Source organism: Mucilaginibacter sp. UYNi724 (assembly GCF_054057495.1).
In genome coordinates this window covers 22,647-44,037 of record NZ_JBSRZI010000008.1, presented here as the reverse complement: position 1 = coordinate 44,037, position 21,391 = coordinate 22,647, and the positions used below count along the sequence as shown (strand labels likewise).

Here is a 21,391-nt window from a genome sequence, read left to right as displayed (position 1 = left end):
TATTCTTCATATATCATTCAATTAATAAAAACATTTTGAACTGCCTAAGTAGCCGGATCGTTAATGAAAAAGCGTTCGTCGGTATGGGTGGATAGCACACTCAATTCATCACCTACACTAATAATCCCCGTGCTGCGGAATGCCAGGTTTTGACCAAACAGGATCTTAGCGCCCTTGCGCCTGTAACCTGCCAGGGTTTTTAGCGGCTCTTTCCTTTTAGCCAAGGTTTCCTGATCAATAGTGGTCATTACGCAGCGGGCGCAAAGTTTTACGCCGTACATATCTATGCCGTTTATCCGAATGTGGTTCATGTGGTCTTCATTGTACGGGTCGCCGCCTTCAAATACGATATTAGGGCGAAAGCGGTTCATAGGCAAGGGTTCTGCCAAGCGGCTATTTAGATCATCTAGCGATGCCTGACCGATAATTAAGGCAGGATATGCATCAGCAAACGAAGCTATCGACCCTAAATTTGTGTAGCGTGGATCGGTAGCTCGATGGGTTTCATCGGGCATGTAAACCAAACGTGCGGGGCTGCCGAGTTTAACCGTAAACCATGCATCAACAGCATCGCTCACCAGTTGCCCGGCGCAGGTATCATCCCAAATAACAACCTCAAGCATGTCCGGCTTAAGCGGGACGAATGGAATGTTTATAAATGTGCCGTCGGCAGTATAAACAACCTTTAAAGCGTCTGTTAAAACCTCAATTTTAAACAGTGCAAGTTGGGCGTTTTCGCGTTGCGACAGGAAGCGGTTATTCTCGTCTATCAGCATCCAGCGGCGGTCATGCTGAAGGCCGCGGTCGGTTAGTTGGGCGGTATCTAACGAAATGCCACCTAACGATTTTATGGGGTAAATAAACAGCTGACTAACAAGAAACATACGCAAATGTAAGGCATTGCCCCGTCAATTTATAGCGAATTATAATTGTTGCAGATACATTTGATTTATTGGCCGTTAATTGATAGTATTGTTAAACCAATTAACATCCGGTGTCCCTGAGCCGGTTTAAACGTATAAGGATATGTCAGTAAACGCGCCCAACATTAATGGCAAGGCAACGGTTAATAACACGTATGATGCAATTGTAATAGGCTCGGGCATTAGTGGTGGCTGGGCTGCCAAAGAGCTTACGGAACGCGGTCTCAAAACCATTATGCTGGAGCGCGGCTCAAACTACGAGCATATAAAAGATTATAAAACAGCTAATTATAACCCCTGGGATTTTGAACACCGCGGTAACGCAACTCAAAAGCAGCGCAAGGAGCGCCCGGTAATTTCCCGTAACTGGGGCGCGCAGGAAGCTATTATGGATGCCTGGACAAACGAGCAGGAGTCGCCCTACACCGAGGTGAAACCTTTTAACTGGTGGCGATCTTACCGCTTGGGTGGCCGTTCTATTTTATGGGGACGACAAAGCTACCGCTGGAGCGACCTTGATTTTGAAGCGAATGATAAAGATGGCTGGGCGATAGACTGGCCTATCCGTTATAAAGACCTCTCGCCCTGGTATGATCATGTGGAAAAATTCGCGGGTATCAGCGGTTCTATTGAAAACATCCCCAATTTACCCGACGGACAGTTTTTACCACCCATGGATCTGAACTGGGTGGAGAAGGACGTGGCCGCGAGCATTAAAAAGAAATTTGGCAGGCATATGATCATCGGCAGGGTGGCTAACCTAACAAAGGCTATCCCGTATCGCACCGCCTGCCAGTTCAGGAACAGGTGTTGGGAGGGGTGCCCCTTTGGCGGGTACTTTAGCACCCAGTCGTCAACCTTGCCGGCTGCTTTGCGTACAGGCAACTTAACCGTGAGGCCTCAATCTATCGTTACCAAAATATTGTACGATAAAGATACCAAAAAGGCAAAAGGGGTAGAGGTGCTGGATGCGGTTACCAACCAAACTTATGAGTATTATGCCAAAGTTGTTTTTGTAAATGCATCGGCACTAAATAGCGCCTGGGTATTGATGAACAGCGCTACAGACATTTGGCAGGGCGGCCTGGGCAGCAGCAGCGGCGAACTGGGCCACAACATTATGGATCACCACTATAACCTTGGCGCAAGCGGAGATGTGGAAGGCTATGATGATAAATATTACTACGGCCGCCGTGCAAACGGCCCGTACGTTGTGCGCTTCGCGAACATAGGCGATGATAAACGCGATTATCTGCGTGGTTTTGGCTACCAGGGTGGTGCAAGCCGCAACGGTTGGAGCCGCGAAATTGCCGAACTAAACATAGGCGGAACTTATAAAGATGCCCTTGCAGAACCGGGTGGCTGGCGCATAGGCATAGGCGGTTTTGGCGAACTGTTGCCTTATCACGAGAATAAGATCACACTTGATAAAACCGTGAAAGATAAGTGGGGTTTGCCTGTACTGTCTATGGATGCCGAGATAAAGGATAACGAGAAAAAGATGCGCATCGATATTGTAAAAGAGGCCAAAGCCATGCTGGAAGCCGCGGGCGTTAAAAACGTAGAAACGCACGATAGCGGCCATAATATTGGCGACGGCATCCACGAAATGGGTACCGCACGCATGGGCCGAGATCCGAAAACATCAGTGCTTAATAAGCATAACCAGGTTTGGGATGCTAAAAATGTTTTTGTTACCGATGGTGCCAGTATGACCTCGTCGGCTTGCCAAAACCCATCTTTAACTTACATGGCCTTAACTGCCCGGGCCGCAAATTTCGCGGCAGATGAGTTGAAAAAAGGGAACCTTTAAGGGAGTCAGGAAACAAGAGATAAGAATCAAGAGATAAGAAACAAGACAAAATCATGAAGATCAAAAATAATATAACCACTTTAATACTTATATGCTTTGTTACAGTCATTAGCTGTGCCAAACCAAAACCCAAAGTACTTATCTTTTGTAAAACCGCGGGCTTTCACCACGAGTCGATAGCTGTGGGAATCCCAGCTATAATAAAGTTGGGTAGGGAGAATAATTTTGATGTAGATACCACAACCAATTCGGCAAAGTTTACGGCAGTAAACCTAAAGCAATATGCAGCAGTAATATTCCTGAGCACTACCGGCGATGTGTTGAATAATGAACAACAAACTGCGTTTGAGCAATACATCAGATCTGGAAAAGGTTTTGTAGGCATCCATGCTGCTACCGATACAGAGTATGATTGGCCCTGGTACGGTAACCTTGTGGGCGCCTATTTTAAAAGCCACCCGGCTAAACAACAAGAAGCCAAATTAAATGTGGTTGACCGTGGTTTTCCGGCTACCAATCACCTGCCTGCAACTTGGCGCAGATTAGATGAGTGGTACAACTATAAATGGATGGCACCCGACCTGCAGGTACTCATCAAAATAGACGAAAAAAGCTACCAGGGCGGCGAAAACGGCGATAACCACCCAATGGCATGGTACCACAATTACGATGGAGGCCGCGCATTCTATACAGCCCTTGGCCATACTGATGCATCATACGCTGATCCGCTTTATTTGACGCATATATTGGGTGGCATAAAGTATGCGATAGGGAAGAAGTAAACCCAAAAATAATTGAGCCGACACGGGAATGATTTTGAAATAAGAAAGCCCGCTTCAAAATTTGAAGCGGGCTTTCTTATAATATTAAATTAGTGATTAATCTAAACCGCCACGGCGGTTAGCTTTAACCGGCTCAGGCCATTTGGCTGGCTGGCCGTTGCTGCTTGCAGGGAGCGCTGCTTTATCACGCGGGAACTTTGCAGGGTCTTCGCTGGCCATGTAAATAAGGATGGCAGTTAAAATGGCATTGCTGCGTACATCGTCAAAAACCAGTTTGTCGTAGGTGTCGCGGTTGGTGTGCCAGGTATAGTTACCATACGACCAGCTGTTTGAACCTAAGGAAAAGCCTGGTGCACCTACTGCAACAAATGATGCAAAATCTGACCCGCCACCACCCGGTGAACCCGGGAAGCTGGTTTTTATTTGATGACGGATAGTATCCGGCACAGCCTCTAACCAGCGGTTGATAAAATCGCCGGATTTTTCGTAGCCTTGCCCGCCAATATTAACAATGCGGCCAGTTCCATTATCCTGGTTAAACAGGGCTTGCAGGTTGGCAACAATTTCGGGATGGTCTTCAACAAACGCGCGCGAACCGTTAAGGCCCTGCTCTTCGCTTGCCCAATGGCCAACTAAAATAGTACGTTTTGGGTGCGGATAAACTTTCTTCAGGATACGCATAGCCTCCATCATGGTAATAGTGCCGGTACCGTTGTCGGTAGCGCCCGTACCACCATCCCACGAATCGAAGTGGGCAGAAAGCATTACATATTCGTTTGGTTTTTCGCTGCCTTTTATTTCACCTACTACATTAAAAGTTGGCACAACGCCAAGCTCTTTTGATTCGGTTTGGATAGCGATCTTCGGTTTGTCGCCGCTTTCGGTCAGGCGGTAAAGCATACCGTAATCTTCTAAAGCGATGTCAACCGTAGGTACAACCTTTGTGTATGCGCTAAATATTTTATCTACCCCAAAACCGGCACTCCAGTTTGAGGTAATGATACCCGCTGCACCTGCTTTTTCAAGCGCTACAGGCAACGTGCGGTTAGTTAAACCGGTATTGCTGATGCGTTTGCGCCATGCGGCGGTTTGCTCGGTACGGGCAGCTTTCATTTTGTCGAAAGAGCTTGTTAATGCAAATTCCTTCCAGTTATCATCCGGGCGGCCGGTTGGCTGGTTCATGGAGATCATCACAAATTTACCCTTTACAGCAGGCAACCATTTTTGAAAAGCGGTAGAATCGGCAAACTCAGGCAATATCACTAGCTCGGCGGTAACCGCTTTTTTCATGCCGGGGCTCCAGGCAAGTTGCGTGCCTTCTAACGATTTTACACGGGGGTAAACCATATCAATGTGTGATATGCCGCGTTCCCAGCCGCGCCATTGACCCCATTTTTCTTCTTTGGCGGTAATGCCCCAGCCTTTATACTTGTCTAAAGCCCATTTACCGGCTTTATCATACTGCGGGGTGCCAACCAAACGCGGGCCAACACCATCGAAAAGCTCATGGGCCAGTTTCTCCAGTTGGGAGTTATCAGTTCCTTCTTTTACAATGTTATCAACCACCGCGTTTTTGGTTTGCGCATAGGCCGTGCTCCCGGCAAGAAGGGCGGAAGCAAAAAATAGTTTAGTTAAGTTTTTCATTTCGTATATATAGGGCTTAGTTATATACAGCGAATGTATAAAATACGGGCTTTAAATCATACTCGGACTGGCGGTGTAACAAGTTTGTTAAAGTTGAATTATGCTAATCAAAGCCTTAAGTTGCTTATTGGCCTGATTAATGCTATCACATATTAAATAAACAAGCGATAATAAATGGCACAACTCGACGTTCAGCCCAAGCGCAAAGGCTCGGTATTAATATGGATGATCTTCGCTATCATAGCCATAGCAACGGCAGTTTTGCTTTACCGCGGGTGTAATAAATCGGCCCCGATAAAAATGGATACCAGTGATACAACTCAAACCGACTCTGCTAAAAGCGACAGTAATGTTATTGTAACTACACAACCAAATTGGAACGCCATCGATTTTGACATCCCAAGATCTAAGTATGACGAGGTTACCGATACCGCCATTATAGTAAAAGGCAATGATAAATACACCATATACAGCCTTGGCGAAAATATATTGTTTGCCGCAGATGAAAGCACTTTGCAACCATCGGCAGAATCCAAATTGGAACAGATAGCTGCATCGCTGGCAAGGCGTTATAAAACTGCCGAGATAGCGGTTTACGGCCACACCGATTCCACCGGCACGGCAGGCGCTAATAAACAACTTGGCGAGGATAGGGCAAATGCCGTTAAGGATTGGCTATCTACCAAGGCAGATATCGTTCCCGATAAAATTTCTATCCATTCTTTAGGCGAGCAAAAGCCTCTTGCTACCAACGCGACCGAAAAAGGCCGTGCGCAAAACCGTAGTGTAGAGATAGTAGCATATGCCGAAGGCGAGAAGTAATAACCATATAACCTATAATCATGGCATCAGATAATAAAACAAATTACGATTTATACGAACTAAGCGAAAGCGATTTTGAAATAGTTGACGAGCAACCCGAAATTTTTGGATGGGATGTAAAAGATACCCACAAGAACAAGGTAGGCGAGGTGTACGAGTTATTATTCGACGAGGATACCTTAAAGGTACGTTACATTGTGGTCGATATGGAAAGCAACGACATTGACCTGGAGGAAGGCCGTGTGCTTGTGCCTATAGAAAACGTGGAGTTTGATGTGGAGAACGATGAGGTAAGGATGCCCGGCATAAGCGTTACTAACCTGCTGGCCCTGCCGCTATATGAAAAAGGCCGCATTATAAACCACGAAACCGATAGGGAAATAGCCCTTGCGTTAGATAAAGTGGAAGCAGGTGCACCAATAGCTCCCGGCTCCTTAAATGTAGGTAAAACTAAATTTTATAATAAAAAGGAGGAAGGTTTTATTGCAGGTGATGATAATGCGGAGTAAGTTTCGTTTACCTTAAAATATTGTCTGTTATCTTAGCGATATCCAGTGTAATTTTATTGATAAACCCTAACTGGTCTTTCATCAGCACATCATCCTCTGTTAGCGGGATAGGCTGTGCGTCAGGTATCGGTATCATGTTGGTTTTTGGTGCTGCATCAACCGGGGTAATGCTTTCGCCGCTTAGTTTTTTGTTGATATCTTTTAATACTGCAATGCTCTTTTTAACCAGTTTCAGCATATCCTTATGCGGTGCCACCTGCCCGGATCGGATTAATGCCGATGCTATATTGGCCGAGTAGGAAGCAAGGATATGATTGAGTACTACAAACTTATGTAGATCTTTAACGCTTTTTTGTTTGCTTTTTGGTTCGGATGTCATCCGCTCGAACATAGCCGATAAGTTGGCCGAGTTTACGTAAATATCCTTACGTGCAAGTTTATACTCAGTGATCTCCACTACTTTACCAGAAATACTTTCCGAGATCTTTTGCAAGTAGTTGATATTTGCCGTGATAACGGATTTAAGCGTTTCGTTTATCTGCTGAAACTCCCACGTTGGGAACAACACATAACTGGCTATGAATGCGATGCCAGAACCGATGAGCGTATCTATAACCCTTTCCTGGAAAATATTTATAGTACCCAAGCCCAAAAATTTAAATAGTATAAGTACGTACGGGGTCATAAATATCACCGACACAATGTAATTTACCCTTAAAAAGCTATAAGTGCCTATCATTAGCACAACTAAAATGATGAACTGCGCTGTTTTATCGGGGATAAAATTCAGTATCAGGATCCCGACAGCCCCACCCGCTATAGTGCCTATCAAACGTTGATAATTGCGTTGTTTAGAAAGGCTAAAACCGGGTTTTAGTATTACAATAATGGTTAACAACACCCAGTAACTATGCCCGCCAAGCGATATATTCTTTGCTGTAATAAAACCCACCAAACATACCAATGCCACCCTTAAAGCATGCTTGAACGCGCCGGATTTAAAAGTAATGTTATCCCAAAAGATATGCGGCGCAAAGTCCTGATGGGTCACAAATTTAGAATACTCCACATTGGTAGGGCTTTGCACTAAACTGTCTGATGCTTTTGAATGATAGTATTTATAAATGTTGGAAATGCTTTTGCTAAGGTCGCGCAGGTTAATGAGAATCTTCTTAAGCACCAGGTTGCTGGTTTCCTTATCATCGGCACCAATGCTATCAATACGCCGTTTTAAATGCTCCAGTCTAAGTTCAAGGTTGCTTAACTTTTCGGGGCGCTGGTTGGCAAGTACCGCATAGCCGATATTATCCAGGTCGTCGGCCACGTGATGAAGAAAATCTGCAATTTCTGATAGTACACCTGTGCTCTCAAACTTCTCGCGGATGTAATTATAATCGTAGTGGGTAGCCATGATCTGCTCAAACATATCCACCAGATCAATAAAGGTAAGCACCAATATCCTGCTGGCCGCGGTAGACTCTTTGACCAGCAAACGGCTTTTGAATAAGATCTCCCTTACCGCATCTTGATGGTTACTCACCTGGATCTGTTGGATTACCAGCTTGCGGTAATTCTCGTCAACATCCGTCGCTGCTAAATAAAAATCGGCTTTTATGCGCAGGAAACGGGCTATATCGGCCACGTTCTCGCCCAAAGTTTGCTGCGCGGCCCGGTATGGCCTGATACCAAAAAATACCAGGCTAAAAACCATATACCAAAGCCCGCCCGCCAAAATGGTGAGGCTAAAGATGGGTACCTCCGGTGGTGGCACGGCCTTATCCATCATAAATATCATTACCAGCAATGCCGATGTACCTACAGATGCCGCCCGGTTGCCGTAAACCGTGAGCATCGAAAACAGGAATGAAAAAACGGTGATCTCTAACCCTAATGTGATTACATTAAATCTTGCATAACCTGTAATAATAGCGACAGCCAGCATGATAGCATTGCCCGCGGCCATAGCATTGCGTTTGTGAGATATAGGCCCCGGCCCATCTATGGTACAAATACAAAGCGCACCAAGTGAAAGGGTAAGGCCTAAATCGAAATAGCCTAACTGCATCATTAACAGGGCGGGGGTAATGATACCAATGGTCATTCGCAAGCCATCAGAAAAATACTGACTATGAAAAAAGCTTTTTATTTCTCTTTTGTGGCTTTGCATTTACTATATGTTGGGTTGGGGATTTGTTGTGCAAAATTAAACAAATAAAACGTGTTAGGTTTTGCAATAACCATTATTGCATTAAAATGTACTTAATGTTATTAATTTTCAGTTTTTAGCTAATTTTAATTTTAGATAGTTAAATTCACGGCGATATTATTCCTGTAAAACTTTTGTAACCTGTTCTAACATGCCATCAACCTTAAGGCTCAGTCAAAAAGAATCTATCTTTAATCACGAAGTTGTAAAACGTTTTGAGTTGTACAACAGCTTGTTTCAAACATTGCCTTTTTATCAGGTTAAGGACACAGGTATTTTACTGCCGTTCTTTAGTTCGCATTGCGATAAGGGCGCGGCCGACCAGGCGTCACCAACCGACATCATCGAATCTTTCTTTAAAAAATATGTGCCTAATGTTGACCACCGCGAGCAACTAAACCGTTTATTTAGGTTCATACAATATATTGAACGCCAGGTAGTTTTGTTTGACGCTATCGAGGATTCGTCGTTTAGCAAAGTTGGCCGTGTGGATGATACCGGTACTTTACAAAGCATGGTGCAGCAGGCATCTCAAAGCGAACAGGCAAGGGCAAACATCAGCAAGCAATTGAAAGATTTTTCGCTTCGTTTAGTGCTTACCGCTCACCCAACCCAGTTTTACCCCGGCACCGTTCTGGGGATCATGACGGACTTGATCGAAGCCTTAAAAACAAATGACATCCCATCAATCGACGGCCTTTTACAGCAATTGGGCAAAACTCCTTTCTTCAATAAAACCTCGCCAACCCCGGTTGATGAGGCCGTTAGTTTAGTGTGGTTCCTGGAGAATATATTTTACAATGCGTTATCAGGCATCCAGGCTAAACTGGAGGAAGAATTTGATATAGAAGGCAATCAGCAGGTATTAGAGCTTGGTTTTTGGCCAGGCGGCGACCGCGACGGTAACCCTAACGTACATATGGAAACCACGCGTTCGGTATCGTCATTATTGAGGCAGGTTATCTATCGTTGCTACTACCGCGATTTCCGTAACCTGAAACGCCGCATTACTTTCCGTGGCTTTGCCGATACGCTGAGCAAACTGGAGAAACTGCTTTACGATAACGCTTTCAATCCGCAGGAAACCCCTAAAGATCTACAGCCCGAGTTATTGAAACTCCTGAGGTCAATGCGTGAAACTTTGGTTAACGAGCACGATAGCTTGTTTGTAGGCATTGTAGATAACTTGTTGCAAAAGGTGCAACTGTTTGGTTCATACTTCGCTACGCTGGATATCCGCCAGGACAGCCGTGTGCTGCGCGATGTATTTAAATACACTACTGAAAAAGTTTATACCGGCGTGCCTAAGAACTACGCGGAGATGAACGAGGAGTCGAAAATAAAAAGCCTTCCGTTTAACCAGGCCGATTTCAAATGCCCTGCCAATGCCGATCCTCTGATAAGCGATACGCTGGATACCATCAGGCTGATGAAGCAAATTCAGCATAGCAACGGCGAAAAAGGTTGCCAGCGTTTTATCATAAGCAACTGCCAGCAGGCCTCAGATATTTTGCAGCTGATTGCATTGTTCTTGTGGAGCGGCTGGGAAAAAGATAAACTGAGTGTTGATTTTATGCCGCTGTTTGAAACCGTTAATGATTTAAAACAGGCCGGCGATATTATGGAGAAGTTATACACGCATCCGTTCTATAAATCGCACCTTAAAAAACGCGGCAACAGGCAAACCATCATGCTCGGCTTTAGCGATAGTACTAAAGATGGCGGCTACCTGATGGCAAACTGGAGCATTTACAAAGCCAAAGTTGAACTTACCGCCATAGCCCGCAAACATAACATTACCCTCGCCTTTTTTGATGGCAGGGGTGGCCCCCCGGCACGTGGTGGTGGTAAAACGCACCGCTTTTACGCCTCGATGGGTAAAGAGATCGCTAACGACCATATCCAATTGACTATACAAGGCCAAACCGTAAGTTCGCAGTATGGTTCTATAGAAACGGCAAGGTTCAATACCGAGCAATTGATCAACGCAGGTATTACCAGCGCATTGCACCCGAACCATCACGATCTGCTGGACGAAAGACATAAAGCTTTAATAGCCGAAATGGCCGAAGAAAGTCACGGCTTGTTCCTGGCGCTTCGCGAACACCCGCTATTTGTGGAATACCTGGAGAAATTTAGTCCGCTGAAATTATTATCGCAGATCAACATCAGCAGTCGCCCAACCAAACGTAATGCAGGCGCTAAACTTAAACTTGAAGATTTGCGCGCCATTAGTTTCGTAACCTCCTGGAGCCAACTGAAACAAAATATACCGGGCTTTTATGGTGTGGGTACTGCCCTCAAAAAAATGAAGGATAACGGTAGCTGGGCAGAAGTGCAGGAGCTTTACCAACAATCGGGTTTCTTTAAAACGATGCTGGATAACTGTATGATGTCTATGACCAAATCCGACTTTAGGGTTACGGCTTACATGGAAAAAGATAAAAAGTTCGGCGCATTCTGGAAAGGACTTAAAGCCGAGTACGAACTAACCCGCAATATGTTATTAGAACTTACCGGCACCAAGGTATTGATGGAAGAGTTCCCGGTAGATCGCCGCTCTATAGCCATCCGCGAGAAGATCGTATTGCCGCTGGTTATTGTACAACACTACGCATTGCAATGCCTTAATAATACAAATGATGAAGAATTGATAGGCATCTACAATAAGCTGGTGGTACGCACCGTGTACGGTATTGTAAATGCCGGCAGGAACTTGGCTTAGACCTCACAAAGCCTACAATATGATGCGTCATAGCGATCGTAGTGTGGCAATCTTCAATAGAAAAGCAGGCGAAGAGCCTATCGAAGATTGCCGCGTCGCTATCGCTCCTCTTAATGACTGCTTTATAATTTCGGTATCAATCCGTTTAAGTTCGCAATCGTTAAACTTTTGTAAACAGAATGTAATAAAACTTGTTAACTAAGTATTATAAGCTTAACATTTTATGATGAAAAGAACATTCTGTATCGCTTTGGCGTTGGTCACCCTGATTTTAACACAAGCTTGTAACAACCGCAAAGCAAAAAATTACAACAACATAAAGCAATCTAACGAAGAGGGAATCTCCTTTGTGAAAAGCGCGCTTGAATCCGGCGCAGCCGAAATAAAACTATCGCAACTGGCGCTTACCAATTCTAAAAACCCGCAGATGCTGGAATACGCTAAACAGGTTATTGCCGACCATACTTTTATGGATGCGGAGCTAAAAACGGTATCGGGTAGCAAAGTTAACACTGATACACTTACTATTGTACATCAAACACAGGTAGACAGCCTTACCAAAAAGACAGGTAATGCCTTCGATAAGATGTACATCCAGGCGATGGTGATAGACCACGAAAACGTAATTAAGGTTTTTAAAACAGGCGAAACTAACAGCGATAAAACATTAAAAGATTTTGCGACAAAAAGTCTTCCGAAACTACAGGAACACCTAACTAAGGCGAACACACTTTGCACCGGCGCCGGGCTAAAATAGTTTTAACTGAGGCTCTACAGAGGGTTTAGCTTTACCAAATACGGTACGGCCGCCGTATTTCCACGAATCATTTCTTTCCTTTTCAATTACTTTATCAAAGTTGGCATTAGGGGTAAAATCCTTTTCTGCGGCCTGGGCTATATTAGTTAGGCGCTTAATAGCTTCATTTTTTTCACCATTACCCAATTTTGCTTTTTGAATAGCGGTCTGTAAAACACCGATGGTTTCGTCATAAACTTTTATAGGGACGGGGAAGGGGTGCCCATCCTTGCCGCCATGGGCAAACGAGAACCGGGCAGGATCTTTAAACCTCGACGGTGTGCCATGGATCACCTCGCTCACCAAAGCCAGCGATTGTAATGTGCGCGGCCCAAGGCCCTGCAATAAAAGCAGCTCTTCAAAATCTTTCGGTTGCTTTTCGTGTGCCAGCCAAAGTACGGCGCCTAATCTTTTCAGGTCTACATCTTTTGCTTTTACCTCGTGGTGTGCGGGCATAACTAAGTGACTTATCTCTTTTAGCATCCGGTCGGGATGCTCGGCAGCTATTTGCATCACGCCCGTGCGGGATGGATGGGCCAATTTATCGGCCATATTCAATATCAACCCCTTGTTTTTGCCTTGGATGCCCGTGTGCGGGTCTTCCACAAAAGAGATTAATTGTTCAGAATGCCAGTGATAGCGGCGGGCGGTGCTGCTGGCATCGCTCATACCTTGTTGCACTACGGCCCATTTGCCCGTATCGCTTAAAATAAAGTTGTGGGTGTACAGTTGAAAACCATCTTGTATGGCGGTATTATCTACCTTAGCGCTTAGCTTACTGCATTTAACCAGGTGGTCACCGTTAAGCCCGGTGCTGTTGCAAACGGCCATCAACTCCTGCGGGGTTTTGGTGGAATGCTTGCCCTTGCCGCCGCAAATGTAAATACCAAGGTCGCGGCTATGCGGGTTGATAGCACGCTTTAAAGCACCCATCACAGAAGTGGTAATACCTGATGAATGCCAGTCCATACCCAACACGGCACCAAGACTCTGAAACCAGAATGGATCGCTAAGGCGGCGGAGGACTTCATCTTTACCGTAATCCATCACAATGGTTTCCAGCACAGCAAGGCCAAGCTTGGCCATACGCTCGGCAAGCCAAACAGGCACATAACCATAATGCAAAGGCATGTCGGCACTTCCGGAACGTTTCATACTAACAAAGTTAGCAAAATTGTTTAAACTCGAATTTATGAATTAAAGAATTTTGGAAAAACAAATTCTAATAATTTCTCACATTCTGTAAATTCGAGTTCAGACAAACTTTCTTACACCTCAAACGCCACTTTCACATCGCTCCAAAACTCATCCAGCGCGATTATTCGGGGTTTAAAAAAGGAGATAAGCGTAGGCCAGTTATCCTTTTGAAAAATATTTACGGGCGAAATCTCGGCATAAATGCGACTGATGGTTTTGCCGTAATCATCAGTAGTATGCAGTCGCCATTGCCATTCTTCGCCCAGGGTGCTGTGCAGCATGGTTTTATACGAACCGAATTGCTCAAAAAAGAGTTGCTGTAATTCGATATCAGGGTGGGATATCTCGATTGCAATCAAGGCCGTGTTTTTATCGGCGTGCATCTTAAAAAAAATGTGCTTAACGCCAGTTTTATAATTGATCCAGTTAGTGCGCAAATCCTCGGCAGATAATATAGGCCCCATATATTGCCCAAACGCCGTCCAAAATTCTTGCTTTAACTGTGATGCCTGATCTTTCGAGTACATTATTTACAGTTTAACAATAAAAGGTAAAGATAACTTCTCGTCCTGCGAATTACTGCCCAACACCAGTTTGTATTCGCCGGGATACACTTTCCATTTGTGGGTTACCATGTCCCATTTCTGTAGTTCTTTAACGGGGATATTGATACTCACCGTTTGTTCCGACCCCTTTGCTATGCTTACCCGTTTAAAGCTTTTTAGTTCCTTGAGGGGCATGCGGTTTACCTGCGGATACTGAATGTAGGCCTGCACAACCTCGTCCCCGTTAAAATTTCCGGTGTTTTTTATATTTACGCTAATGCTGATACTATCTGCAGGTGCATAACTGCTTTTAAGTTTAACGGCAAGGGTGTAGCCAAAACTGGTATAGCTCAATCCAAACCCAAACGGGTATTGTACCGGGCCGCTGTAGTACCTATAGGTGCGGCCTTTCATGTTATAATCCTTATAATCGGGCAGGTTGCTTAGCGCTTTGTAAAACGTAACAGGTAAATGCCCGGATGGAGATACGTCGCCAAAAATTATATCTGCTAAAGCGTTGCCGCCTTGCTCGCCGGGGTACCAGGCTAAAATTATGGCATCGGCATACGGGGCAATGGCTTCAATATCTACATCGCTGCCCGCGGTTATTACCGCAATGATTGGTCTATTTACATCTTTACGTAGCTTTTTTAAATAAGCGATGTGGCTTGCAGGGAGGCTAATGTTAAGCCTGTCGCCGCCGCCCTCCGCTAAAAATGCGTCGCCCTCTTCGCCCTCGTTAACCGGCGACAGGCCAAGCACTGCTACAGTAACATCGCTGTTTTGGGCAGCCCATACGCCGCCGAAACGTGTGGTGTCTTTACTGTCTGCACCCAAGTCGTATTCCACGCGTGTGCCGGGGCCAACCGCAGCTGTGATACCCTCCACAAAGTTGATCACCTTGCTAACGCCGTGATAATTGCCTACCATGGCATCGTATGAGGCTGCATTAGGGCCAACAACTGTAATAGCACTGTATTTGCTTTTGCTTAGTGGCAGCAGGTTATTGTTGTTCTTTAGCATCACCATGCTTTGCTGTGCCACTTTGCGGGCAAGGTTTATGTGTGTGGTGTTGTGCACGCTATCCGCGCCGTAAGCGTGATACGGGTTCAGGGTACGGTCGTCATAAAAGCCAAGTTTAAACTCGGTACGCAAGATGGCCGATAGTGCTTTATCTACATCACTAACTTTTAATAAATTCATTTTTACGGCCTTCAACACTTCCGATTGCAGCATGATAGAGCAATCCAGGTCTACGCCTGCTTTTATCGCAGCCGCAGCTACATGCACGGCATCGGGCATGGTTTTATGGCGCAGGTAAATATCATCAAGGGCCCAGCAATCGGTAACTACGTGGCCTTTAAAAGCCCATTCTTTAAGCAGGATATTGCTTAGCAAGGTATTGCTGGTGCAACATGGTTCGCCGTTTACGCGATTGTATGCACACATCACACTCTCCACACCACCATCAACCAAATATTTAAAGGCACACAGGTAAGTTTCGCGCAAATCTTTTTCATCTATCACCGCATTAAACTCGTGCCTGCCTGCTTCCGGTCCGCTGTGTACGGCATAATGTTTAGCTGTAGCACTGGTTTTAAGGTAACGCGGATCGTCGCCCTGTAAGCCTTTTACAAAAGCGTTGCCCATGCGCGAGGTAAGGAACGGGTCTTCGCCGTAAGTTTCTTGTCCCCGGCCCCAGCGCGGGTCGCGGAAGATATTGATATTGGGTGTCCAAAAAGTTAAACCCATATACTGCAGGTGCCTGTCTTGCGCAATAGCAAGATTATATTTTGCGCGTGCTTCAGTAGATATTACGGTAGATACCTGTTTCAGCAGATCGTCGTTAAACGTGGCTGCCATGCCAATTGCCTGAGGGAATATGGTCGCTTCGCCTGCGCGGGCAACACCATGTAAACCTTCGTTCCACCAGTTATAAGCGGGGATGCCCAAACGGGGAACTGCTTTGCTGCTGTAACCCAAAAGGGAGATCTTTTCTTCCAGCGTTAAGCGCGATACCAGGTCTTTCACGCGCTTATCCAAAGGTTGTTTATTGTTTTTATAGATGATATTTTGCTGCGCCATGGAGATTATCGGCACAAATAATAATAGGAACAGGTAAGTAAAATGGGTTTTCATAAGCGGTATGATAACGGAAAGCTAACTTAAAAGAAATAGCCCGCTCTGCCAATTATTTTATCGGTAAATGTTACTTTAGCAATGCGGGATTTAGGAATTTCCGTTTCGGATTTATATACCTCTTACCATGAAAAATTTATTGTTGTTGTTATTGCTGGTTTCATTAACGCTTGGCGCATTTGCACAACCAGCCCCAAAGCCATACGGCCCGTTGCCAACTCAAGGGCAGCTAAATTGGCAGGAAACGGGGATGTATTGCATTATCCACTGGGGAGTAGATACCTATACCGACAAAGAGTGGGGCTATGGCGATGAAGATCCCAAACTTATTAATCCGGAAAACTTTAGCGCGATGCAAATAGTGGCAGCGGCCAAAGCGGGCGGTTTTAACGGCATTGTTGTGGTTGCCAAGCACCACGATGGTTTTTGCCTTTGGCCAACAAAAACTACCGAACATAACATCAGAAAAAGCCCATATAAAAATGGCAAAGGCGATATTTTGCGCGAGTACCGCGAGGCGTGCGATAAACTGGGCATGAAGATGGGCGTTTACTGCTCGCCGTGGGACAGGAACAGTCCGCTTTACGGCAGCCCGGAATATGTTACCAAAGTTTACCGCGAGCAGCTGAAAGAACTGTACAGTAATTATGGCCCGTTGTTTATTTCCTGGCATGATGGCGCCAATGGTGGCGATGGTTTTTATGGCGGCGCGCGCCAGGAACGTAAGATAGACCGATCTAACTATTATGGGTGGGACGAAACCTGGGGCATCACCCGTAAAATGCAGCCTAACGCGGTGATCTTTGGCGATGTTGGTCCGGATGTACGCTGGGTTGGTAACGAACGCGGACAAGCAGGTGAAACGAGTTGGGCTACCTACACCCCACATGCCCCCGACAAGGGGAAGAAACCCGGTAACGGTTATGTGAAAGATTACGAAGGCACGGAAGGCCACCGGGATGGAAAGTTTTGGATGCCTGCCGAATGCGACGTATCACTAAGGCCGGGATGGTTTTACCATAAACGGCAGGACGATTCGGTAAAAACACCGCAGGCTTTGTTGAACCTCTATTATCAAAGCGTTGGCCGTGGCGCAGCTTTAGACCTTGGATTATCTCCGGACAGGACCGGCCAGCTTTACAATAACGATGTTAACTCGCTTAAGGCATTTGGCGATATATTGAAACAAACCTTTGCCGCTAATCTGGTTAAAGGCGCAACGCTTACCGCAAGCAACACCCGCGGCGATAATAAACGTAAATACGGCGCGGCAAACCTGCTGGATGCTAACCGTTACAGCTACTGGGCTACCGATGATAAAGTAAAAACACCGGAGTTGGTGATCGACATGCACCAGCCCAGAACTTTTAATGTGATACGCCTTCGCGAGAATATCAAATTAGGCCAACGGATAGATGAAGTTGCGGTTGATGCCTGGCAGGAGGGAAAATGGGAGGAGATAGCAAAAGCTACCAGCATTGGCGGTAACAGGCTCATTCGGTTGCCAAACAATGTGTCGGCAAGCAAAGTCAGGCTGCGGATCACTAAGGCAAAAGTTTGTATTGCGCTGAGCGATTTCGGGCTTTACAAGGAGCCAAAATTAAACGGTATGGCGTCGATGATAGATAATCCAAACGGTAAGAAATTTAAAAATGGATTATAGGAATTTATTAATTGCTTGTTGGTTGTTTTTTGCTGTTTCAGGGCCCGTTTTTGGTCAAAAAGGGCCGCTTTTTGCTGCTGCTGCACGGCCTCAAATGATATCAAACCAGTTTGCCTTTACCGAAGGCCCGGCAGTAGATAAAGCGGGCAATATTTTTTTTACTGATCAGCCTAATAACAAGATCTGGAAGTATGGTATCGATGGCAAGCTCTCCGTTTTTATGGACAGCGCCGGGCGGCCGAACGGAACATATTTCGACAGCAAAGGTAACCTGGTTGCCTGTGCAGATGAACATAATCAGCTTTGGCAAATATCGCCCGATAAAAAAGTTAAAGTGCTTTTGAAAGACTATGAAGGCAAGTTGTATAATGGCCCTAACGATCTTTGGGTAGACAAACACGATAACATCTATTTCACCGACCCATATTACCAACGTGACTACTGGACGCGCAAAGCTCCAGACCTTACCGCCAGGATGGTTTTTGTGCTGATGAAGGGCAAAAGTAAGCCGATAGTTTTAGACAGTATGGTTAGGCCGAATGGCATTGTCGGCACCCCCGATGGTAAATACCTTTATGTATCAGACATCGGCGATAGCAAAATATATAAGTACGGTATCAAACCCGATGGTACGCTAACTCATCGGCGGTCATTTATAGCCAATGCGAGTGTAGATGGCATCACGCTTGATGAGCAGGGTAACTTATACCTGGCAGGCAAGGGAATAACTATTATTAACCCGCAAGGCATTCAAATAGCCCACATCGATATCCCCAAGCCCTGGAGCGCTAATGTCTGTTTTGGTGGGAAGGATAGGCGGACGTTGTTTATAACAGCATCTAAAGCTATTTATGTTATGCGGATGAATGCCAAGGGAGTGGAGTAACCTAATCGCGATTACATTTTCCTTTGCGCTTTTTCCCAAACAGCGCTTTGTTTTTTGGTGAAATAACGGATTATACCTGCCATTACCGCGTAGTTCATCACACAAAAGTAGTAGGGGATAAAGAGGGCTTTGATACGGATGTGGCGTTTTTCCATCACATAACCTAATAGGGAAAGTGAATAAAAAACAACCTGCCCGGCAAATAGCAATGTGTAAATAACCCCATCGCCGGCAAATGCTGTGGCGAAATTGGTTATGAAAGCCAGTATCAAAAAGAACGGCGTAACCGTCCACCGTAAAACACGGTGACTCACATATTGGAATGATAATATTGGAAATTTAAACGGCAAAAGCAAGCTCTTCAACCTTAAGATAGATTGGATTCCACCCGCCGCTATACGGATCTTGCGTTTCAGTTCTTCGGCTACGTTTTCTGATGCGGTTTCCAAAGCATATGCCTCCGGCTCGTAAATAATGCGGTAACCCTGGCTGGCTATCAGCATCGATATCATAAAGTCGTCCAGCACGGTATCAGCAGGTACATCCTGGTAAAGGTTACGGCGTACGCTGAACAACTCGCCCGCGGCCCCAACTACCGAGTATAGTTCCGAATCCCATTTCTTAAGGGCCGACTCATACTTCCAATAAAAGCCTTCTCCTGCCGCGCTGGCGTCGGCACTTTGGTCAATCTGTACGCGCTTTTCGCCGGCTACGGCACCAACGGTCTTATCGCTGTAATGTCGGCAAATGCGGGTAATGGCTTCGGCATTCAAAAATGTATTGGCATCGGTAAATACCACAACTTCGGTATCAACGTACTCCATAGCGCGATGTACCGCGGCAATTTTACCGGCACGCCCGGGGCGGTGGAGTAATTTGATCTGTGGGTGTTGGCTAATGATCTCCGCTGTATTATCTGACGATCCATCTGTAACGAAAACAAACTTTAGCTTGCCTTCGGGATAATTTAATTGCAGGGTATTAGCAATTTTCGCCGCTATAAAATGCTCTTCGTTGTAGGCGGCAACTACCAATGTACAACTTGGCAGGGCCTCATCGCTAACAACAGGCAACACAGGTTTGCCTTTAAATGTGCGTTTTATTTTGATGATAAAATACAACAGAAAACCATAACCCACAAAAGTGTAGGCAACAATAAAAATGCTTATCCAAAGAGCAATTATCATGAAATTTTGTTAATGGTGTAGCCTAATTCGGTACTGTTTTTACCGTGCGTCATGTTCCACCAAACGGCGCGGAACAGTAATAGTATAAAATTGTATCGCTTCTCTTTAATGTACCTGATGAGGTTACGCGGAACCACTAACAGCACAAAATAGATGTAAAAAACAAATGCTTTAAAGGCCGGAGCGTTATGGCGAATGAACAGGATACGGTTACGGTTCATAAAGTACTCTTTAACCGGACTGTTCTTACCAACCGTCATCGATTCTTTGTGGTAAATAACAGCATCGCCGCGTACCCAAGCCTGGTAGCCCGATTTGTTGATACGTTCGCCCCAGTCAACCTCCTCGTAATAAATAAAGAAGTTATCGGCCATTAATCCGGCCTTTTCACATGTTTCTTTTTTCACCATCATCGCCCCGCCGTGGCAATAACCGGTTTGGCCAAGCAGGTTGTCATATTGGCCAAGATCTTTTTCGTTTTTACCAACCGCCTGGTTGCGGCAGGTGTAGTAATCTACCTGGGTAAAACCAACATATTGTATAATGCTACGATCGAAATCATAAACCAGTTTTGGTGAAATAATGCCTACTTCGGGATGAGAATCTAAAATATCAACCAATTTTTGAACAAGGCCGGGGCCAAATTCAGTATCGTTATTAACTAAAAAGTAATAGTCGCCGGTGGCTTGTGCAATACCAATATTGTTACCGCCGGAGAAACCAAGGTTGGCTTCGCTCCGTATAAATCTAATGTCAGGATATTTGGCCGTCCACAAGGGGATAGGGTTTACCGTGCTGCCGTTATCAACCACAATTACTTCAAGATTTTCGTACGTATTGGTTTTGGCAATGGATGTCAAAAGCTCTTCGGTAATTTTATCCTGATTAAAATTTATGGTTACAACAGATACTCTTTTCATGTAGTATATTTATGGATATTTTTAATCCTATAATATTAATAAAAGTAAGCATTATATAAGTATTTAAAACTTTGAAAGGTAAACAAGTTATTAAAGACGCCGAATTATTAGATGCTAAAGCAAATGAGTTGATAGCTTTACTTAAAAGCGGGGCGATTGATGCCGACCATGCGAAATTAATCCATCAGAAAATTAACAGGGCGTTTAAAGAAAGTGGTAATCTATCATCACGCCCTCAAAATGACCTGGAATTGCTGCTTTCGGCCCACCAGTTACAAAAAGATACACCAAAGCATAGTTTCGAATTTGAGGCGATAAAAAAATACCTGCTTGTTGTGATAGGGGCGGTGATGATAACCCTTGGCCTGGCCATGATCATAATGCCGGCACCGCCATATTTTGAGCTGTTTACCATATACCATTTTAACGCCAGTGATGGCGTCACCCTGATGGACCTGATAGCCCTTGTAATTGTATTTACAGGCATATATTTGCCACTAAGCGCGTTTTCTAAAAAGGTGGTTGCTTAACGCCGATCTCTTAAAATCATCAAGCTAATTATTGCAATCGGGTAACATTCGGTAAAGTTTTTAAATGCAACTTTGTTGCAATAAAAACTACAACGTTGTTTTTG

The 21,391-nt window shown here is 45.1% G+C and carries 17 protein-coding genes; 9 read left to right on the top strand and 8 right to left on the bottom strand.

Annotation, left to right across the window (positions count from 1 at the left end; genetic code table 11):
- Window positions 1-44: 44 nt before the first annotated feature.
- A complete protein-coding gene (locus ACVW0P_RS13030; RefSeq protein WP_457132493.1) occupies window positions 45-884 on the bottom strand; it encodes an MOSC domain-containing protein in 840 nt (279 codons plus the stop codon).
- Window positions 885-1,026: 142 nt separating this feature from the next.
- Here ACVW0P_RS13030 and ACVW0P_RS13025 point away from each other — a divergent pair, with 142 nt between their 5' ends.
- Both ACVW0P_RS13025 and ACVW0P_RS13020 read left to right on the top strand, forming a co-directional pair.
- A complete protein-coding gene (locus ACVW0P_RS13025; protein WP_457132492.1) occupies window positions 1,027-2,736 on the top strand; it encodes a GMC oxidoreductase in 1,710 nt (569 codons plus the stop codon).
- A gap of 53 nt (window positions 2,737-2,789) precedes the next feature.
- Window positions 2,790-3,518: a ThuA domain-containing protein gene (locus tag ACVW0P_RS13020; RefSeq protein ID WP_457132491.1), complete on the top strand. Its 729-nt coding sequence runs from the start codon at window positions 2,790-2,792 to the stop codon at window positions 3,516-3,518.
- A 96-nt stretch (window positions 3,519-3,614) separates the two neighbouring features.
- On the opposite strand, the gene ACVW0P_RS13015 is transcribed toward ACVW0P_RS13020, so the two are convergent.
- A complete protein-coding gene (locus ACVW0P_RS13015; RefSeq protein WP_457132490.1) occupies window positions 3,615-5,162 on the bottom strand; it encodes a M20/M25/M40 family metallo-hydrolase in 1,548 nt (515 codons plus the stop codon).
- Between the two features lie 174 nt (window positions 5,163-5,336).
- Between ACVW0P_RS13015 and ACVW0P_RS13010 the strand changes: the two genes are divergently transcribed.
- Both ACVW0P_RS13010 and ACVW0P_RS13005 read left to right on the top strand, forming a co-directional pair.
- The gene (locus ACVW0P_RS13010; RefSeq protein ID WP_457132489.1) at window positions 5,337-5,984 is read left to right on the top strand and encodes an OmpA family protein; all 648 of its coding nucleotides are present in this window, start codon (window positions 5,337-5,339) and stop codon (window positions 5,982-5,984) included.
- Between the two features lie 20 nt (window positions 5,985-6,004).
- Window positions 6,005-6,493: a PRC-barrel domain-containing protein gene (locus tag ACVW0P_RS13005; protein ID WP_457132488.1), complete on the top strand. Its 489-nt coding sequence runs from the start codon at window positions 6,005-6,007 to the stop codon at window positions 6,491-6,493.
- Window positions 6,494-6,500: 7 nt separating this feature from the next.
- On the opposite strand, the gene ACVW0P_RS13000 is transcribed toward ACVW0P_RS13005, so the two are convergent.
- Window positions 6,501-8,660 (bottom strand): FUSC family membrane protein, encoded by a 2,160-nt coding sequence (locus tag ACVW0P_RS13000; RefSeq protein WP_457132487.1) that lies wholly within the window; start codon window positions 8,658-8,660, stop codon window positions 6,501-6,503.
- A 190-nt stretch (window positions 8,661-8,850) separates the two neighbouring features.
- Between ACVW0P_RS13000 and ACVW0P_RS12995 the strand changes: the two genes are divergently transcribed.
- Both ACVW0P_RS12995 and ACVW0P_RS12990 read left to right on the top strand, forming a co-directional pair.
- Window positions 8,851-11,424 (top strand): phosphoenolpyruvate carboxylase, encoded by a 2,574-nt coding sequence (locus ACVW0P_RS12995; protein WP_354430630.1) that lies wholly within the window; start codon window positions 8,851-8,853, stop codon window positions 11,422-11,424.
- Between the two features lie 223 nt (window positions 11,425-11,647).
- Entirely contained in the window at window positions 11,648-12,181 is a 534-nt protein-coding gene (locus ACVW0P_RS12990) for a DUF4142 domain-containing protein (RefSeq protein ID WP_457132486.1), read from the top strand.
- Here ACVW0P_RS12990 and ACVW0P_RS12985 read toward each other — a convergent pair.
- The 3 genes from ACVW0P_RS12985 to ACVW0P_RS12975 all read right to left on the bottom strand — a co-directional run bounded on the left by ACVW0P_RS12985 (window position 12,173) and on the right by ACVW0P_RS12975 (window position 16,101).
- Entirely contained in the window at window positions 12,173-13,375 is a 1,203-nt protein-coding gene (locus tag ACVW0P_RS12985; RefSeq protein ID WP_457132485.1) for a DUF763 domain-containing protein, read from the bottom strand. The genes ACVW0P_RS12990 and ACVW0P_RS12985 overlap by 9 nt on opposite strands.
- A gap of 113 nt (window positions 13,376-13,488) precedes the next feature.
- Complete coding sequence (locus ACVW0P_RS12980) at window positions 13,489-13,944, bottom strand: DUF4268 domain-containing protein (protein ID WP_457132484.1); 456 nt, start codon at window positions 13,942-13,944, stop codon at window positions 13,489-13,491.
- Window positions 13,945-13,947: 3 nt separating this feature from the next.
- Window positions 13,948-16,101: a glycoside hydrolase family 3 C-terminal domain-containing protein gene (locus ACVW0P_RS12975; protein ID WP_457132483.1), complete on the bottom strand. Its 2,154-nt coding sequence runs from the start codon at window positions 16,099-16,101 to the stop codon at window positions 13,948-13,950.
- A gap of 127 nt (window positions 16,102-16,228) precedes the next feature.
- On the opposite strand from ACVW0P_RS12975, the gene ACVW0P_RS12970 reads away from it, so the two are divergent.
- Window positions 16,229-17,764: an alpha-L-fucosidase gene (locus tag ACVW0P_RS12970; RefSeq protein WP_457132482.1), complete on the top strand. Its 1,536-nt coding sequence runs from the start codon at window positions 16,229-16,231 to the stop codon at window positions 17,762-17,764.
- Complete coding sequence (locus ACVW0P_RS12965) at window positions 17,754-18,650, top strand: SMP-30/gluconolactonase/LRE family protein (RefSeq protein ID WP_457132481.1); 897 nt, start codon at window positions 17,754-17,756, stop codon at window positions 18,648-18,650. Before ACVW0P_RS12970 ends, ACVW0P_RS12965 begins: the two co-directional genes overlap by 11 nt.
- An 11-nt stretch (window positions 18,651-18,661) precedes the next feature.
- Here the strand turns inward: ACVW0P_RS12965 and ACVW0P_RS12960 are convergent, their stop codons facing one another.
- Complete coding sequence (locus ACVW0P_RS12960) at window positions 18,662-19,837, bottom strand: glycosyltransferase family 2 protein (RefSeq protein WP_457132480.1); 1,176 nt, start codon at window positions 19,835-19,837, stop codon at window positions 18,662-18,664.
- Window positions 19,834-20,757 carry a glycosyltransferase family 2 protein gene (locus tag ACVW0P_RS12955; RefSeq protein ID WP_457132479.1) on the bottom strand — a complete coding sequence of 308 codons (924 nt, stop codon included), beginning with the start codon at window positions 20,755-20,757 and terminating at the stop codon, window positions 19,834-19,836. The genes ACVW0P_RS12960 and ACVW0P_RS12955 overlap by 4 nt, the downstream gene beginning before the upstream one ends.
- A gap of 71 nt (window positions 20,758-20,828) precedes the next feature.
- On the opposite strand from ACVW0P_RS12955, the gene ACVW0P_RS12950 reads away from it, so the two are divergent.
- Window positions 20,829-21,287 carry a hypothetical protein gene (locus ACVW0P_RS12950; RefSeq protein ID WP_457132478.1) on the top strand — a complete coding sequence of 153 codons (459 nt, stop codon included), beginning with the start codon at window positions 20,829-20,831 and terminating at the stop codon, window positions 21,285-21,287.
- Window positions 21,288-21,391 lie beyond the last annotated feature (104 nt).

What these genes read in the sequence shown, in the direction of transcription:
- ACVW0P_RS12980 (WP_457132484.1), bottom strand. Translation starts at nt 13,944, where the DNA reads ATGTACTCGAAAGATCAGGCATCACAGTTAAAGCAAGAATTTTGGACG.
- ACVW0P_RS13015 (WP_457132490.1), bottom strand. Translation starts at nt 5,162, where the DNA reads ATGAAAAACTTAACTAAACTATTTTTTGCTTCCGCCCTTCTTGCCGGG.
- ACVW0P_RS12965 (WP_457132481.1), top strand. Translation starts at nt 17,754, where the DNA reads ATGGATTATAGGAATTTATTAATTGCTTGTTGGTTGTTTTTTGCTGTT.
- ACVW0P_RS12990 (WP_457132486.1), top strand. Translation starts at nt 11,648, where the DNA reads ATGATGAAAAGAACATTCTGTATCGCTTTGGCGTTGGTCACCCTGATT.
- ACVW0P_RS13010 (WP_457132489.1), top strand. Translation starts at nt 5,337, where the DNA reads ATGGCACAACTCGACGTTCAGCCCAAGCGCAAAGGCTCGGTATTAATA.
- ACVW0P_RS13025 (WP_457132492.1), top strand. Translation starts at nt 1,027, where the DNA reads ATGTCAGTAAACGCGCCCAACATTAATGGCAAGGCAACGGTTAATAAC.
- ACVW0P_RS13000 (WP_457132487.1), bottom strand. Translation starts at nt 8,660, where the DNA reads ATGCAAAGCCACAAAAGAGAAATAAAAAGCTTTTTTCATAGTCAGTAT.
- ACVW0P_RS12975 (WP_457132483.1), bottom strand. Translation starts at nt 16,101, where the DNA reads ATGAAAACCCATTTTACTTACCTGTTCCTATTATTATTTGTGCCGATA.
- ACVW0P_RS12960 (WP_457132480.1), bottom strand. Translation starts at nt 19,837, where the DNA reads ATGATAATTGCTCTTTGGATAAGCATTTTTATTGTTGCCTACACTTTT.
- ACVW0P_RS13005 (WP_457132488.1), top strand. Translation starts at nt 6,005, where the DNA reads ATGGCATCAGATAATAAAACAAATTACGATTTATACGAACTAAGCGAA.
- ACVW0P_RS12995 (WP_354430630.1), top strand. Translation starts at nt 8,851, where the DNA reads ATGCCATCAACCTTAAGGCTCAGTCAAAAAGAATCTATCTTTAATCAC.
- ACVW0P_RS12970 (WP_457132482.1), top strand. Translation starts at nt 16,229, where the DNA reads ATGAAAAATTTATTGTTGTTGTTATTGCTGGTTTCATTAACGCTTGGC.
- ACVW0P_RS13030 (WP_457132493.1), bottom strand. Translation starts at nt 884, where the DNA reads ATGTTTCTTGTTAGTCAGCTGTTTATTTACCCCATAAAATCGTTAGGT.
- ACVW0P_RS12955 (WP_457132479.1), bottom strand. Translation starts at nt 20,757, where the DNA reads ATGAAAAGAGTATCTGTTGTAACCATAAATTTTAATCAGGATAAAATT.
- ACVW0P_RS12985 (WP_457132485.1), bottom strand. Translation starts at nt 13,375, where the DNA reads ATGAAACGTTCCGGAAGTGCCGACATGCCTTTGCATTATGGTTATGTG.
- ACVW0P_RS13020 (WP_457132491.1), top strand. Translation starts at nt 2,790, where the DNA reads ATGAAGATCAAAAATAATATAACCACTTTAATACTTATATGCTTTGTT.